The organism is Vibrio sp. 10N.222.55.C7 (assembly GCF_041473335.1).
Classification (GTDB): Bacteria; Pseudomonadota; Gammaproteobacteria; order Enterobacterales; family Vibrionaceae; genus Vibrio; species Vibrio crassostreae_C.
The window spans coordinates 65695-82446 of record NZ_JBFRSC010000029.1 but is presented as its reverse complement, the minus strand read 5'-3'; the positions used below and the strand labels follow the sequence as shown (position 1 = coordinate 82446).

At 44.7% G+C, this 16752-nt stretch carries 13 protein-coding genes; 4 read left to right on the top strand and 9 right to left on the bottom strand.

Features of this window, described 5'->3' with window-relative positions:
• Positions 1 to 36: 36 nt before the first annotated feature.
• From AB4482_RS11545 to AB4482_RS11515, 7 genes are read right to left on the bottom strand one after another with little or no spacing between them, the layout of a single operon-like run.
• Complete coding sequence (locus AB4482_RS11545) at positions 37 to 1413, bottom strand: BatD family protein (RefSeq protein WP_371705849.1); 1377 nt, start codon at positions 1411 to 1413, stop codon at positions 37 to 39.
• On the bottom strand, positions 1400 to 2119 hold the full coding sequence (locus AB4482_RS11540) for a hypothetical protein (RefSeq protein ID WP_102453650.1): 720 nt from the start codon (positions 2117 to 2119) through the stop codon (positions 1400 to 1402). The genes AB4482_RS11545 and AB4482_RS11540 overlap by 14 nt, the downstream gene beginning before the upstream one ends.
• Complete coding sequence (locus tag AB4482_RS11535) at positions 2113 to 3093, bottom strand: VWA domain-containing protein (RefSeq protein WP_108099116.1); 981 nt, start codon at positions 3091 to 3093, stop codon at positions 2113 to 2115. Before AB4482_RS11535 ends, AB4482_RS11540 begins: the two co-directional genes overlap by 7 nt.
• On the bottom strand, positions 3086 to 4111 hold the full coding sequence (locus tag AB4482_RS11530) for a VWA domain-containing protein (protein ID WP_108209564.1): 1026 nt from the start codon (positions 4109 to 4111) through the stop codon (positions 3086 to 3088). Before AB4482_RS11530 ends, AB4482_RS11535 begins: the two co-directional genes overlap by 8 nt.
• Positions 4104 to 4643 (bottom strand): DUF4381 domain-containing protein, encoded by a 540-nt coding sequence (locus AB4482_RS11525; RefSeq protein ID WP_372180964.1) that lies wholly within the window; start codon positions 4641 to 4643, stop codon positions 4104 to 4106. Before AB4482_RS11525 ends, AB4482_RS11530 begins: the two co-directional genes overlap by 8 nt.
• Before the next feature lie 19 nt (positions 4644 to 4662).
• Positions 4663 to 5595 carry a DUF58 domain-containing protein gene (locus AB4482_RS11520; RefSeq protein ID WP_050648640.1) on the bottom strand — a complete coding sequence of 311 codons (933 nt, stop codon included), beginning with the start codon at positions 5593 to 5595 and terminating at the stop codon, positions 4663 to 4665.
• A gap of 14 nt (positions 5596 to 5609) precedes the next feature.
• Positions 5610 to 6578 carry a MoxR family ATPase gene (locus tag AB4482_RS11515; RefSeq protein WP_076645339.1) on the bottom strand — a complete coding sequence of 323 codons (969 nt, stop codon included), beginning with the start codon at positions 6576 to 6578 and terminating at the stop codon, positions 5610 to 5612.
• A gap of 403 nt (positions 6579 to 6981) precedes the next feature.
• Between AB4482_RS11515 and AB4482_RS11510 the strand changes: the two genes are divergently transcribed.
• The 3 genes from AB4482_RS11510 (at position 6982) to AB4482_RS11500 (ending at position 10910) form a co-directional block, all read left to right on the top strand.
• Complete coding sequence (locus AB4482_RS11510; RefSeq protein ID WP_108086044.1) at positions 6982 to 8037, top strand: DUF1254 domain-containing protein; 1056 nt, start codon at positions 6982 to 6984, stop codon at positions 8035 to 8037.
• A 418-nt stretch (positions 8038 to 8455) separates the two neighbouring features.
• Positions 8456 to 9982: a methyl-accepting chemotaxis protein gene (locus tag AB4482_RS11505; protein WP_229649685.1), complete on the top strand. Its 1527-nt coding sequence runs from the start codon at positions 8456 to 8458 to the stop codon at positions 9980 to 9982.
• Between the two features lie 367 nt (positions 9983 to 10349).
• The gene (locus AB4482_RS11500; protein ID WP_108099267.1) at positions 10350 to 10910 is read left to right on the top strand and encodes a type II secretion system protein; all 561 of its coding nucleotides are present in this window, start codon (positions 10350 to 10352) and stop codon (positions 10908 to 10910) included.
• 97 nt (positions 10911 to 11007) lie between these two features.
• On the opposite strand, the gene AB4482_RS11495 is transcribed toward AB4482_RS11500, so the two are convergent.
• Positions 11008 to 12390, bottom strand: a complete 1383-nt coding sequence (locus tag AB4482_RS11495; RefSeq protein ID WP_108122564.1) for an MATE family efflux transporter — start codon at positions 12388 to 12390, stop codon at positions 11008 to 11010.
• Between the two features lie 460 nt (positions 12391 to 12850).
• Between AB4482_RS11495 and AB4482_RS11490 the strand changes: the two genes are divergently transcribed.
• Entirely contained in the window at positions 12851 to 13684 is an 834-nt protein-coding gene (locus AB4482_RS11490) for an alpha/beta fold hydrolase (protein WP_017071757.1), read from the top strand.
• 145 nt (positions 13685 to 13829) lie between these two features.
• Here the strand turns inward: AB4482_RS11490 and gcvP are convergent, their stop codons facing one another.
• Positions 13830 to 16709, bottom strand: a complete 2880-nt coding sequence (gene gcvP, locus AB4482_RS11485; protein WP_372180962.1) for an aminomethyl-transferring glycine dehydrogenase — start codon at positions 16707 to 16709, stop codon at positions 13830 to 13832.
• Positions 16710 to 16752: the final 43 nt, after the last annotated feature.

Here is a 16752-nt window from a genome sequence, read left to right as displayed (position 1 = left end):
CTGTGTTAACCCCGCGGCCTAAGTTAAGTTCACCGCTTAGTTCAGATTCCAATTAAACCTAAAAGGTGTTCTTCGGGTTTTGGGTGAGTCATTGATGGCTTTTAACAGTGTTTTTGCTTCTGCTAGCGAAACTGAGAGGGAAGCTGAAACCGAGCCTTCAGTATTTTTTGCGTAGCCAAGCTTCAATAACTTCTTCCATATGTCGTTTGATTCAGAATCTAGAGGCAGTTGAAGCGTGCCTTTCGACAAGGTTGTTCGCCCCGTAATTTCATAGATAGTTTGCACCGCTTTGCTGTACTGCTTTTCTTCAACGTGTCGACAGAATTGAATATTCAACTTTTTGGTATTCAATTGCTGGCGTGCGACAAAATAACGCTTTAAATCAATAAAATGCTTTCCGATTAGGCGAGCAATCGCAGCGAGGAATATTCCCGCAATGACCAAGTAATACCAATATTGGCTTAGCCAATTCGATAAGGTTTGAACCCCGTCGTTCGATCCTAAAGTGTTGCTTAGTGAGTCTAATAACTTTGCGTCACCGACTTGAAGCGTTTGCTGCTCTACAGTCAACGATTGCAGCTGTTTGGTCTTGGTGTTCCACCATGTCATGGTCTGTTTTGGTAAGACGATTTTCCCTTGTTCTTGAAGAATTAACGTTACCTGTTGTTTGAGTGTCGCGGTATTGCTTTTATTCAGGCGATTAAACACGTTTTCTTTGACTGCTGGTTTGCGATACAACTCAACGCCAGATATGTCCGGGATGCTGATCTCCGGTAGCAACATCATGTGTGAGTTTGCCACGCTCAATGTATACGTTGCAGTGACAGCGTGGCCAACTTCGAATTCGTCGGTTAACGGACGATCAGTTGATATTGAAAGCTCAGCATTTGGGCTAACAATCAACGCGTCTGCATCAATGTTGCTTACGGGCATTTTGGATGTAAAGTTAATGGGTTGCGATTGAATCACGCCCTCAACAACTGTTTCGCTGGTCAGCTCTACACTAACGGGAATCTTCAATTCAGGGACGGTAAACTCGCCAGCTTGCATTGGGTATAAGTAGTAACGTGCTTTTTGTGTAAACCACTTAATGCCTTCAATTGTGCGTGCTGAACGAGCAACTTTCTGCTCATCTTTCTTTACGACTGTGTTGGGTATATCTAAGTAAGGTAATACCAACTCTTCTTGAAAGGGGCGGGTACTCAATACTTCAACGTCGAGTGCGACTTGCTGTTTCACTGCGACATCTTGAGCTTTAATTTCAACATTCAGCTTCAACTCACCGTCACTGACGAGCTGGTCTAGATTAATAGCATTGGCAGGCATTGAAATTAAAAGCATCATCGCTGATAAGACAGCAAACCAATATTTCAGAAGGTCGAATGCTCGGACTGTCGATTTAGTTTTGTTCATTGCTGTATTCCTGCTGAAATTTTTGTCTTAGAAACTTAGATGGATTTTGTCTGACCTGTTTTAGCCAGACTTGGTCAGAGATCACCAGCTCCTTCTGACTCCCTTCTTTTGGTTCGTCGTCGACCAATTTCCTATCATCAATGACTTTTTCTGAATCTTGTTTTGTCGGTGGTGTGTTCTTGATCTTCTCTATCGCCGCTTCCACAACGGCTAGGTTGTTGGTCGCTTGTTCTAAATACTTTTCGTTGTTCAATAGTTTGTTGTAAAGCGCCGTGGCTTTATCAAATTGGGCTGTATGAGCGTAGCTGTTCGCGACGATAAATTTAGCGAAATCAGTCAGCGCTGCCGATTTGCCACCTTGTTTACTTACTTGTGTGCTTAATTGGTCAATCGCGCCAAGGAAATCACCAGATAAATAACGACTGTAGGCTTTCCATGTTGGATCATCGAACAGAGCGGCACTTTGCGCGTAGTTGCCTTGTTTGAACTCGACATAAGCGTGTTGATCGTTGGATAGCCAAAAATCAAAAAATGAGTGCTTATCGGCTATTCCCCAAATCAGATTTCCTGCAATAAGCACAAGCAACAAGTGCATTGGCTTAAGTTTGGATAACCAAGCTAAACGACTGGATTGGTTCGGAGTCGAAGAGGTTGGCTTCGTTAGATTACCGAACTTATGATTCACTACCTGTTTATTATTTACCACTGTAGCGTCCACCCTTTTCTAAACCACATCAATTGAATTGGCAGCAACAAGAACAGCAACCAATAGCCCGCGTCTAACCAAGGTAGGGCGTTATCGCTGACCGCAAACAGGTTGTTTTGAATGCCTTGATAAACCGCTTCTACATCGCTAGCGTCGTGAGTGAATGAAACCATGTTTCCATGACCTGCTTGCGCCAGTTGTGACAGTGAAGCGAGTTGAGTTTCTGTTAAACCTGCCGTGCCATTTCCGCCACTTTGTGGGTTTTCGCCCATCGCCCAAACGATCACTTGGTGTTGCTGTTGTTCAAACGCTTTAGTGAATTCTTCTATCGCTTGGTCATTGGTCTTGTCAGTCAGTATCAAAACCGTTGATGGTGCTTTTGCTTGTGAGATTAGCTCGAGTGTTGGCTTTAACACTGAAGCCGGTTTGCTCTCGTTATCTGGCAACAAGCTTCCATCCAATACATCGAGGAAGTATCGCGTTAACTCTTTGTCTTTGGTGACAGGCATAGCGACATGCGCACTGCCGCCGTATATGACTAAACCAGTTTTTGCGTCGCCGCGCAGTTCAACAAGCTGATTGATCTTCTGTTTAGCACGCTCTAATCGTGACGGCTGAATATCGGTTTTATTCATTGAATCAGAGACATCCAAGGCGATCACCAGCTCGGAATTGTCTTCAAAAAATGGTGAAGGTTGTTGCTGCCACGTTGGACCCGCCATAATGAGCGTGGCGAGAACCGCAAACACCAAAAACAATCGATTAGGAGAAACCATACGCGCTCGATTTTGGTTGAGAGACAGATGTTCCACCATGTTTTTAGACATCACAGGCTGCCACTGTGCGACCAAATCGTCTTGTTGAACGAGTGCGCGATAAAACAACACGAACGGGACCAGTGCTAACAACCATAATGGGCGTATGAAATGAAACTGGGTGATATCGCCACCAAACAATGTATTGAAATCAGTCATTGGTTAGCTCCTCTCTACGGCGAATAACGCGTTTTATTTCTTTTTTACGACGCAGATTTGCACCAAATACGATTAAGGCGGCGAGTAGGTTGCTCACCAGACATACGCCAAATGCATAGTGGTGCAAGCTGTGTTTCGGACGATGAGATAAAAGTTCGAACTCTTGCTGTTCTAGTTCGTCGATCGTTGCGTAAGCTTGTTCGAGTTGCTTTCGGTCCATGGCATGAAACATCTGCCCGCCAGTTGCGGCTGATACCTTCTCTAAAGTGGGAAGATCCATCTTGTAGCGACCTTTGGTACTCGGGTCACCAATTGCAATGGTGTAAATCTTCACGCCATATTTGGCGGCGATTTCCGCGGCTTTGACAGGAGGCATTTTCGAGCTGGTGTCATCACCATCGGTAAGCAGAATCATCACTCTTTGACGGCTCTGCTCTTGTTCGAATACGGCAATTGATAAGCCAATCGCATCACCAAAAGCGGTTTGAAATCCGGCATAGCCAAGTTCAACGTCTTCGAGCAGCGATTGCCATACGTTAATATCCTCAGTAAATGGCGCTTGAACATAAGCAGAGTCGGCAAACAAGATTAACCCTAAGCGGTCATGTTCTCGCTGGGCCGCGAACTCACGCAATACCTGCTTTGCAATCGTTAAACGGTCGTGTTTGTTGCCCTGTTTATCGGCAAAATCCTCTTCTGACATCGAACCTGACAGATCAAGTGCGACCATAATTTCACGAGCGGATTTCTTTTGTTCTATTGGTTCGCCCACCCACATCGGTTTAGCAATCGCGACGACTAAAGCGAGATAGCTGATAATGACTAATAGCCATTGCACTTTGCGACGGCTCATCTTGACCGCGGTTTCAGAGGGCTCTTGTGAAGACACGGCAATCAGGCGATCAAAAAAGGGCACTTGAATCGCGCTTTTTGACTCTTTGTAAACTGGCAATAACCAATACACGGCAAACGGTAAACAAAGTAATGTAAACGCTATCGGGTATTCAAATTCAATCATGTGACACCTCGTGATGTTTTATCCAAAGTGCAACGTTCTCCATGATGGCGTTTCGTTTTTCTCCCGTTAATGTCGCTGCTGAAGAGTAGGCGAGCTGAGCAAGTACGCCTGAGAGTTCTGATGTAGAGAACTCGGTTGAAAATTGACGCTTGGTGCAATGGTCGTCTAACCATTTTTCCCAATCTGTACCGGTTATAGGTGCGACCTCTGCGCGAGGAAAGGCGTACAATGCGGTTCTTCGTAGCAGTTGTGGTAGCTTTTGAAATGATGAAAACTCACCAGATTGAGCCTCTAAAGAGAGCTGCTCGAGTTCTACTAAAGCAGCGCGTCGGTATGTGTTTGCTAGGTACTTTTGAATAACTAAATAGACACGATATAAAGCGAAACAAAACAGCAACAAGAGTAGCCAGTACCAGCCTGGAGCATTCGGTAGCCACGAGATACTTTCTGGCAAAGAAGGCTCAGACAAAGATGTCATTAATGGATTCACATTTTCTGGCTGTAAAGGCTCAAGCCCAGTGTTAGTCGTCATAGTCTGCATTCTCAGTTATTTAACTCGCGCCGAGTGCTTTTCTAAGCTGAACATCGGTTGGATCGACGGTGTTGAAAGGCAATACAGGGATTCGATATTTCTTCGCCACTGCCGTGAAATTATCAATGGCTTGAACCACGTCTTTGGCAAATGCATCGCGTAACTGTGCTTCTTGGCCTGATACGGATAATTGCAATTGCCCGTCACTGAGCACCATCTTATTAAGCGTGGCTAAATCATGCTCAAGAGGGTCGGTAACATGACACAACACCACATCGTTGTGCTGACAGAGCGCCTTGATTTGCTCTTCGCTACGCTCGTTATAGCCGTAGCCATCGGTAATCAAGATCACTAACCCATCATGCTTAACCAACCTCTGCGCTTGATGAAACAATTTAGCGAAGGAATTGGATTGGGTGTCTTGAGCCTTTCCCGCTTTGAGCTGCTGATTCTTACTCGCAATCTCATTGAGTATTTTGAGTACGTGATTTGCGCTGCGTTGCGGTGAAATAGGCAGAGCAGTGCTGTCGTTGTAAATAATGGCGCCCACACGATCGGTACTGTCTATGACTTTCCAGGCAATCAAAGCTGCGATTTCTGCAGCAACTACAGATTTCATTCGACCTGTACTGCCAAAGAACATGCTCGTGCGCTGATCGACCATGACATAAACGTTACGCTCGCGCTCTTCAGAGAATATTTTGACGTGTGGCTTGCCCGTTCTATTCGTCACTTTCCAATCCATGGTGCGAATATCGTCACCAATCTGATAGTGACGCATCTCTTCAAAGTTCAATCCTCGCCCACGTAGCTTCGAAACATGGCGACCTGTTAACGCACTGTTGATTGGCTGATTAGGTAGAAAGTCAAAGCCATGCGCCTTGTATTTCAACAATCGCAATGCCTTTAGATCGGTATAGATATCGGGATCAAGTGTTGGTTTCGTCTCCATGGTGACCTCTCGCGTTACGCTACTGCAACTTGAGACAAAATCTCATCGATGACTCTGTCTGAACTGACGCCTTCAGCCAATGCATCGTACGATAGAATCAGGCGGTGGCGCAGAACCCCATGAACCACGTTACGAACATCATCAGGGTCGACAAAGTCCTTACCGTTTAGCCATGCCATCGCTCGTGAACACTTGTCTAACGCGATGGTTGCACGCGGGCTTGAACCAACACCAATCCATTGTGAAAGGGGTGACTCTGGGTACAACTCTGGTTGTCTTGTTGCCACCACTATCGCGACAATGTATTTAAGAACCGCGTCGCTACAATGTATGTCGCGCAGTTGATCGCGAGCATCAAAAATACACTGCGGATCAATGGGGGCGGGCTTCTCAGTGCTTGGTTTTTCCTCACTGCGAACCATCTTAATGATCTGCTCTTCGGCATCCGCATCTGGATAATCGAGATTTATTTTCATGATAAATCTGTCCATTTGCGCTTCTGGCAGCGGATAAGTACCTTCTTGTTCAACCGGGTTTTGTGTCGCTAAAACCATGAATAGATCAGGAAGTTGGTAAGTCTTACCAGCTACAGTGATTTGACGCTCTTCCATTGCTTCCAACAATGCAGCTTGTACCTTTGCTGGGGAGCGGTTGATTTCATCGGCCAGTAATAGATTGTTGAAAACGGGGCCCGGTTGGAAGGTAAGCGTCGGTTTGCCGTCTACATCTTGATACACCTCTGTGCCTGTTACGTCCGAAGGCAACAAATCTGGAGTGAATTGAACACGACCAAGGTCAACTTGTAGGGCAGAAGCTAATGATTTGATAGAACGAGTCTTTGCTGTTCCGGGTAATCCTTCAAGCAGAACATTACCATTTGTAAGTAGTGCAACCAGTAATGTGTCAACCATATGTTGTTGGCCAATTACAGAGGATTCCATCTGCTGCTTTAGTTGGTTTATAGAGTCTAAAGTTGGGTTCATTTGCTTACCTATTGACTAATTAATCAAGTGAGATTCAGGTCACCAGATGGCGAAAAGATAAATATTGTTAGTTAAAGCAATTATTTAAATCACCTTTGCTAAGGGTAGTCGAAAATAATTTCGACATACGCGATCAACATATCTTTGTTAACGACTCACCTTGGAAATACTGAATTGCATGGTCTATAAATAGGCTACTGTATTGTTTGTATTTTAATCAAGAATAAAGGTTGATAAGTAACATTACTTCGCTGCATATCTCTTATACGGCGATGTCATTTGTGAATTTATGCTGCCTTGATAACATTGTTCACAAGTTGAGCGGTTAACGAACTAACTGTTCGAACAAAAACAAATGGACTATGTATTGATTTAGCGTTATCGATTTTATTAGAGGTCAACAATGAAAAAATTAGCATTAGTAGTTTTAGGTTTAAGCGCAGTTTCTCTTTCTTCTTACGCAGCTGAAGAAGTTTCAACTCTGACAGAGTTCTTCAATGCCGATGGTGAAGTGACTACCGTCGACAATTACGCGGTGTACGAAACGTCACGCCAATATTTGAAAAACCAAGAGCTTGTTGGCGTTAATAAATTCCTACACAAACGCGAGCTAACGCCAACTGATAAACAGCCTGTGGTTCGAATGAACCGAGACACATACTACTCAATGGCTGTGATTAACGTTTCGCAAGGCGCGACGATTACGCTACCTGAGATTCCTGAAGGTAAATACATGTCGATGGAGGTGATTACAGAAGACCACCGCATTCAGCCAATGCAATACGGTTCTGGTACGTTTGATCTTTCTACACACAGTGGTGACCACGTTTATGTCATCGTTCGTACCGATGCGACGTTCACCAAAGATGAAGTTCATAAAATCCAAGATCAGATGAGCATAGATGCAAAAGCAGATGGCGAATTCATGGCAATGCAAGTGGATGAGAAATCATTCGATGAGGTAGAGAAAAACCTTAAGATGGAAATGCCAAAACTACTGAAACGCGATGGTGCTCAGGCGACGTTTGGTATGTTTACCAGCCCTGAAGATGCTTCAAAAGAGATGTTTACCAAAGAGAAGTACGCGGTGGGTGCGGCTATCGGTTGGGGTGGCGCGCAGTTAGATGACAATATCTACGAAGTCTCTGGCAACTTCCCGGCAGACACTTGTCATCAAGCAACCTTTGATGATCCTAAGAACCAAGCGTTTTGGTCGGTAACGGTATACAACAAGCAAGGTTTCATGTTTGGTGAAGTGGCGAACGTAAGCTCAAACACGGCTGAGAAAAATGCAGACGGTACTTACACTGTAAGCTTTGGTTGTGGCGATGATGCGGTGAACAACATCAAAACAGAGAACGATTCTGGTGTGTTTAACTTGGCTTTCCGCCATTACATTCCAAGCCAAAAAGTACGCGATGGATTCCGAGTGCTTCCTTATGTGAAAGTGATTAATTAAAACGATATAACTTAAACGGAATAGCTTAAAACGATATCGTAAAAAATCGATTCAAGAAGCGCGTTATTGCCACCGGCAGTAACGCGCTTTTTTATTTATTCGATAGCAGTGTCTCTGGCCTATTGCTGTGTATTCACACGTGTTTGTCTAAGCGACTTCATTAGTTGTTGATCGGATTTCCCAGTGTAAACTCCGCGATATATACGCCATATGTTATGTAAGTGTGACTAACATACGCTTCTCATATAATTTAGCTAAAGTTATCGAGATTTTGACAGATAAAGGATTAGTGGGAGCTCTAACACGAGACAGAACGTGCGAGCTTTGGTTTCAGTTATTGAAACCTTCAGAGAATTTTTAACAAACTTGCGTCGAGACAACCTAAATGAAGAAAACAATCCTATTTGCCGTTTTTATTATGTTTGGCATTGCAGTCGCTGCGAGTATGGCGTCAACCTATTTCATTTCAAGCGAAAAAATCGATGAAATAATATTGAACAAATCTCAAGTTCAAGCTGAATTCTTGGCTGGAAATGCTGGGTATATCTTAGAGAATTCGGATAATCCAGTTAAAGATTTACAAAAGCTGGTGGGTGAGCTGAAACAGCGATCTGATGTCACTTATGCCATTGTTATTGATAGTAACGTAAGTGCTATTGCTCACAGCGATAAAAATAAACTTAATAAGGTTTACGAAGATAGCTATACAGTTAAAGGTGCAACCCAAGGCGTACAACAGTATTCAAAATGGTACGCTGATGTTCAAAAAGTATGGGTGTTTGACATCATGGCACCTATCTACGTCAACGGTGAGCTGTACGGCACCTTTGATATCGGCATTCCTATCACAGAGGTTAGCCAAGCAACGAACGGTATTATTAGCTACCAGCTCGCTTCAATGGTTTTCATTTTTGTTGTTTGTCTCGTTGTTCTATCACTTCTTCTTAGCAAACTGATGCAACCTCTCTTGGTATTGAAAAATACATTGCATGATATTTCTGAAGGCGATGGTGATCTATCAGTACGCTTGCCAATCAAAGGGAATGACGAAGTTGCTCAAATCTCATCGGCTTTCAATGTGTTCGTTGGCAAGGTGCACGAGATAATTACGCAAACAGTGAATACGGGTGTCGAATTAAATAAGACCGCTATTGGGCTTCGTGAACAGTCGCAGCAAGCATTGCAAAGAGGGCAAGAACAGAACGAACAAACCATGTTGGTCGTGACGTCTATGAATGAAATGATTGCCACGGTTAATGAAATTGCATCTAGCGCAGCTGGTGCTGCAAGTGCGGCAAACATGGCAGCGAGTGAAACTCAAGAAGGTCATAAGACGATTGAGAAGACCACGACTTCAATTTCGAACCTTGAAGCCGAAATGAATAGTGCTTCTGACATCATTGTGAGCCTTGCTGATAATACTCAGTCGATCGGTACTATTCTTGACGTTATTCGAGGTATCTCTGAGCAAACGAACTTACTGGCACTTAATGCTGCAATTGAAGCTGCCCGTGCTGGTGAAGCAGGTCGAGGCTTTGCGGTTGTTGCTGACGAAGTTCGTAACCTTGCGACAAAAACAGCACAGTCGACCGATGAAATTGACACTATGATCAACCAACTTCAAACCGAAGCTAAGAATGCTGTTAGCTCGATGAGTAATAGCAAGAACTTAATTGAAGAGGGTACGACTGAAACTGAAATGGCTCGCCAAGCTTTGGAAAAAATTTCCACGCAAGTTTTGGCTATTCTTGATATTAATACGCAAGTCGCAACGGCAACGGAGCAGCAGTCAGCGGTAGCGAATGAAATTAATATGAACATGGATACGGTTAATAGCTCAGTCAAAAACGGTTTGAGCGCAAGTGAGAAATTAGAGCAATCAAGCCAGCAGTTGGCAGAGTTGTCACAAGTTCTCGATCGTTATGTCGGTTCATTTAAAATCTAGGTTTCCCAACATACCTCTTTAAGAGATGTGTTGAGCCTCCAGTTATTTAATAGCGCTTATGTCATACATGAGCGCTATTTTTTTGCGAGATGCCGATTCAGATACTCCGATAGAGCGCAATAGAAATGAAGAATGTACCTGCGACGTTATGTTATATAGTGACAATTTAGCTCATTCGAAACACCGCGATCAAATAAGACAGCGACAACAAGGCGCTAATTTTTGTCCTCCCATGCGTAAGGTCAAAAAATCGACTAAACAACAGCTCTGACGCGACACATAAGGTGTTCCGCATCTCATCACGATGTATAGTTATTGATAGTTCATTCAGTAATTGTATCTGTAGTTGTCAGTTGATGTGGGTGTTATGAAGAAAAACGGATTTACTTTAATGGAATTAATCATTGTGATCGTGATACTTGGAGTATTGGCCGTTACAGCAGCCCCGAGGTTCCTCAATATTCAAGAGTCAGCAAGAGAAGCGGTACTTGAAGGTGTTGCTGGTGCGATGGAAGGCGTTATCACGCAGGTGACTTCTAAAGCTATTATTGTTGGGCTTGATCCTAGTGCGGAAAATCCAGATGACCAAGGTGACTATGTTATCGATTTCGGTATCGGTCGCGTTGAAGTAGATTGGGGGACGCTTTGCCCTGAAAGTGAAGGCGACAAAGGTGACAAACTTGATATGATTGATTTTCTGACGCTATCTGAAGATGACGATTTAACATCAGCTGTTGGAAATCGACACACTGTCGTTGGATACACTCATTCATTTAGTGAAGCTGACCTTAACAGCAATAACATAACTGATGATGCCTTACCTTCGGGTTGTTATGTTATCTATGATTCTTTTGGTCGAACGAATGGGAGCGAATGTCCTGAGGGCGGCTGTGAATGTACCGTCCGCGTTGTAAATGATGATTGTTAAACCAAGCACATCATCTGGTTTATAGAAATTCAATAAAAAAGCGCGTTATTGCCGAGTAGCAATAACGCGCTTTTTTCTACTAGCTTATTGGCCTATCTTAGTTTGCCAATGGAGCACTTGCTGGTGGCAAGTCACGTTTCTTAATCACGTGTCGTAAGCGAATTAACATCAGCGTCGCTGAAACGCTCAAGCCCGTTAGGATACCAATCCAAAAGCCTTCTTCACCCATTGCTGGAACAATGTGGTCTGTTAAGCCCAACACCATACCTAATGGTAGTGCTAAGCCCCAGTATGAAGCGATAGCTAAGATCATCGGGATCTTAGTGTCTTTATAGCCACGCAGTGCGCCGTTAGCAGACGTTTGCAATGCATCGCTGAATTGGTACATCGCCGTAAAGGTCAACAATACTGCTGCTGTTGCGCTAATTGCAGGGTCGGTGGTGTAAAGCCTAATGATCCACTCAGGGAACAGCAAGAACATCGCAACCGAAAGCAACGATATCAACGCCGCAACCAAGATACCGACTTTGCTGCGTTCAATTGCGCCTAGTTCGTCTTTCTCGCCTAGTGCATGTCCAACACGAATCGTAATGCCAAATGAGATACTCATAGGAATCACGTAAGTCAGGCTCGAAATATTCAGAGCAATTTGTGCCGCTGCCACGTTCTCTGCACCAATACGACCAATCATCAGTGCGATTACCGCAAAGATACTGCCACACACCGCGATGTTCATCCCGATAGGTAAACCTAATCTTAGAAGGTGAAGCATCTCTTTTGCTTTTGGCTTCGCATCTGTAAAACTAATAATAGTTTTGTAGTGGTGATGGCCTTTAATGTAGGAATACAGCATTCCCGACATCAACCAATACACCAAGCTTGTTGCCCAGCCACAACCCACAGCACCCATTTCAGGGAAGCCAAACTTACCGTAAATAAGCACGTAGTTGACCGGAATGTTCACCAACAAACCAACCACAGAAATGATCATTGGTACTTTGGTATTGTTCATCCCTTCACAGAAGCCGTTCAAAGTGTAGAACAGGGCAATACCCGGCACACCAAAGGCGAGGGCAAACGCATAGTCACTGCCGATAGGGATGATCTCAGCGGCTACACCAATCCACTCTAAGATCGGTTTCGCACTCACCAAATAGGCTATGAGTAATACGCTCGCAATTAATGCCAACCAAACCATCTGAAAAAATTCAACAGAGATACTTTGAAAGTCACGTGCGCCGCGGTGGTAAGCGACAACCGGCGTTAACGCCATAATCACGCCACGCAGTAGCAGTAACACTGGGATCCAAAGGCTAGTGCCGAGTGCAATAGCGGCAAGATCGGCAGGGCTTACTTGGCCAGCCATTGTCGTATCGACAAATCCCATCGCTTGGGTAGCTATTTGAGTCAAAATGATTGGAATCGAAAGATGCATAAGCGCACCCGATTCACGAGTAAAAGGACGAAGTTTCGTTAGCATGGAAGTTCACAACACCAATATAAATACACGAATGATGGCAGGATGGCCGGTGTGCATTTTAGGATGTGCCCCGTTGGGCGGGCGACAATATAAACACCTTACCGTATAGGGTCAAGCATTGGATTTATAGAGTTCAAGTTGCTCTGATATATACCGCCACGTCTTAGCTTCAAATCTAGTGCTGGATAACTCTCCTATTGCCACAATGCCAGCAGAAACACAAATAACCCAATTCCAAGCGTGACTTTTAAAAGTAAGCCAAGAGGGGCTCCACCTTTTGGCGCTTTATTGCAACATCCCATAATCGTTTCCTAGTTATATTGAGCTCGTGAGTTGACCTTAAACCTTCCCCTTACAGTAAGGTCAATAAGTTTATAAAACTTAACCAAATTAACCTTTCTTATCGTGTTGGATTCGTTAAGATAAATCCAAAGTCTGCGATTAGAAGTGTGAGGATAATGTGTTGATAGAAAAGTGGTTAGAGATCGATGGTGATCAGCTTTATTGCTTGTCGACTGATATCAAAGAGTCTCAGGAAACACTGGTGTTGATTCATGGGTTGGGTGAGTCGCATTTATGTTTTGCCGATGTGTTTGACTGGCTACCGAATTACAACTTAGTCATGTTCGACCTGTGTGGTTATGGCTATTCTCCTGCTTCGAATATATCCCACTCAACAGAAACTCAAGCAAATCGAATATTGAAAGCACTCGACTTATTGAGCATCCATGGTTGCTTTCTACTTGGGCACTCTTGGGGAGGCGATACATCGACGTTGATTTGTGAATACGACACGAGAGGCATCGTGCGTGGTTTCATTAATGCTGAAGGCGGACTGCACGAAGAAAGCATCATCCTATCCCAGATTATTGCAGATACATATTCTGAACTAAGCACTGACGAGTTTGCGAACTGGGTGAAAGGAGAAGGTTTCTCAAAACGTTTTCCCATGGCTTGGGGACACGGAGCAGGTGTTAAGTATCTTTCGTCAGTTAGAAGATGTGAGCCAGAGGTTCTTGGTCAAACCGCCAGTGAAATCTACGGACAACATGCGACTCAAGATATCCGTGGCGTGGTTGGCTGGGGACAAATTTTCGAAAACTTATCCATACCTAAAGTATATTTTTGGGGTGCTGACAGCCTAGAGGGTTGTGAGCGTGCGAAAGAGTTTATTAGTACGTTAGACAACGTTTCATTTGAGGGCGCAAACCACTGGGTGCAAAACGATCCGGCCAAGTTCTATGCGGAAGTAGATAAGTTTATTACTGGCGTTACAAATAGAACCAAAACTTAGATATTCAACAACGATAATAGAAAGTCTATATGTGGATTGTTGGTTAGCTGGCGCGATCTTTACCTCTCAGCTTGAAATGATTGATTCTCCAAAAACAAAAAAGCGAACCAAGTGGTTCGCTTTTGTTTATCTAAAATCTACAAAATTAGTCTTCGTAGTTGTCGATGCTTGGGCAAGAACAAATTAGGTTACGGTCGCCGTATACGTTGTCTACACGGTTAACTGTTGGCCAGTACTTCGAGTTCTTGGTTGCTTTCGATGGGAAGCAAGCCAGTTCACGAGAGTAAGGGCGATCCCATTCTGCGCCTGAAAGGTCAACTTGTGTATGCGGTGCGTTCACTAGAGGGTTGTTGTCTAGTGGCCATTCACCCGCTTTCACTGCTGCCATTTCGTGACGGATTGCGATCATCGCTTCACAGAAACGGTCTAGCTCTTCTAAATCTTCAGACTCAGTTGGCTCAACCATTAGTGTGCCAGCTACAGGGAAAGACATAGTCGGCGCATGGAAACCGAAGTCCATTAGACGCTTAGCAATATCTTCTTCGCTGATGCCTGTGTCTTCTTTAAGTGGACGAATATCGATAATACATTCGTGCGCTACGCGGCCGTTAGTGCCACGGTAAAGAACAGGGTAGTGAGGACGTAGTTTTTCCATCACGTAGTTCGCGTTCAGAATCGCTACTTTCGTTGCGTCTGTTAGGCCAGGTTCGCCCATCATAGCGATGTAAGCCCAAGAGATAGGTAGGATTGAAGCACTACCTAGATCTGCAGCTGAAACCGCGTAGTCTGAACCTTGTACACCGTTTTCGATGTGACCTGGTAGGAAAGGTGCTAGGTGCGATTTAACACCGATTGGACCCATACCCGGACCGCCGCCACCGTGTGGGATACAGAATGTTTTGTGTAGGTTCAAGTGGGATACGTCTGAACCAATGAAGCCAGGCGAAGTTAAACCTACTTGAGCGTTCATGTTCGCGCCGTCTAGGTAAACCTGACCGCCCGCTGCGTGTACTTGTTCACACACTTCTTTCACTTGCTCTTCGTATACGCCGTGCGTAGAAGGGTAAGTGATCATGATGCTTGATAGGTTGTCTTTGTGCTTCTCGATTTTCGCTGCTAGGTCTGTCATGTCGATGTTGCCATCTTCATCACACTTAACAACCACTACCTTCATTGAAACCATTGATGCTGTTGCAGGGTTAGTACCGTGCGCCGAGCTTGGAATCAGACAAACGTTACGGTGACCTTCACCGCGGCTTGCGTGGTAGCGTTGAATCGCGATTAGACCTGCGTATTCGCCAGATGCTCCAGAGTTAGGCTGTAGTGAGAAATCGTCGTAACCGGTGATTTCACATAGCTTCTCTTTAAGATCTTTTGCTAGTGCTGTGTAACCCGCCGCTTGCTCTAGAGGTGCGAATGGGTGAATTGAACCAAACTCAGGCCATGTTACTGGAATCATCTCAGCAGCAGCGTTCAGCTTCATCGTACAGCTGCCCAGTGGGATCATGCCGTGCGTTAGTGAGAAGTCTTTGTTCTCAAGCTGTTTTAGGTAACGCATCATTTGCGTTTCGCTGTGGTGCGTGTTGAACACTGGGTGAGTTAGGAACTCTGATTCACGACGACAGTTTTCTGGAATTGCCGCAAACTCGTTTGATGCAATGTCAGAAGATAGTGCTTGAACGTCTTCTTTAACGTCGAAGATTGCGAACAGTGCGTTCACGTCGTCGATCGTTGTTGTTTCATCTAAGCTGATACCGATTTTTCCAACAAGTCGACGAAGGTTGATGTCTGCTGCTTGCGCTTTCGCGTACAGTGCATCTGTCTTCTCTTCAGAGTTGATTGTGATGGTATCGAAGAAGCTGTTGTTCGTTAGCTCGTAACCCGCTTTAGTCAGGCCAGCCGCTAGGATAGCTGTCATGTGGTGTGTACGACGGGCAATAGTACGTAGGCCTTCTGCACCGTGGTAAACCGCGTAGAAAGACGCCATGTTTGCTAGAAGTGCTTGAGCTGTACAGATGTTCGATGTCGCTTTCTCGCGGCGGATGTGTTGCTCACGAGTTTGCATTGCCATACGTAGTGCTTGGTTACCGTGAGTATCGATTGAAACACCGATTACACGACCTGGCATTGTACGCTTATGCTTTTCACGAGTACCCATGAATGCAGCGTGTGGACCGCCGTAACCCATAGGAACACCGAAACGTTGCGCTGAACCGATAACTACGTCTGCGCCCATTTCGCCAGCTGGCTTAAGTAGAGCAGAAGCAAGTAGGTCAGTTGCAACCGTTACAAGAGTTTTGTTTGCTTGAGCTTTCGCTATGATGTCTGTTAGGTCACGAACTTCGCCCGTTGTACCAGGGTATTGAACTAATGCACCAAATACGTCTTGCTCTGGAAGTGTTTCAAGAGCGCCAACCATTACTTCAAAACCGATGTACTCAGCACGAGTTTTAACAACTTCTAGTGTTTGAGGGTGAACATCGTCAGCAACGAAGAATACTTTGCTCTTGCTTTTACCAGCACGCTTACACAGTGTCATTGCTTCGCCAGCCGCTGTCGCTTCGTCAAGAAGAGACGCGTTCGCGATTTCCATACCTGTAAGGTCCATTACCATTTGTTGGTAATTTAGTAGAGCTTCAAGACGACCTTGAGAGATCTCTGGTTGGTATGGTGTGTAAGCTGTGTACCAGCCTGGGTTCTCTAAAACGTTACGTAGAATAACGTTTGGAGTGAATGTGTTGTAGTAGCCTTGGCCAATGAAAGTACGTTTCACTTGGTTTAGGTTAGCGATCTCTTTAAGAGAGGCCAGCATGTCCATTTCGCTTAGTGGCGCAGCAAGTGTCATTGGTTTTTCAAGACGGATTTGTGCAGGAACCGTTTCGTCGATCAGTGCGTCTAGGCTAGTCGCGTTGATCGCTTCAAGCATTTTTTGCTGGTCTGCTTTATTTGGGCCGTTATGACGAGCAACAAACTCGTTTTGAGTACCCAGGTCTTTCAGTAATTGGCTTTGAAGTAATTCAGTCATGATATGTTCTACTTTCTCTCTGGAGCCGTGAGCTAGCCCCTAA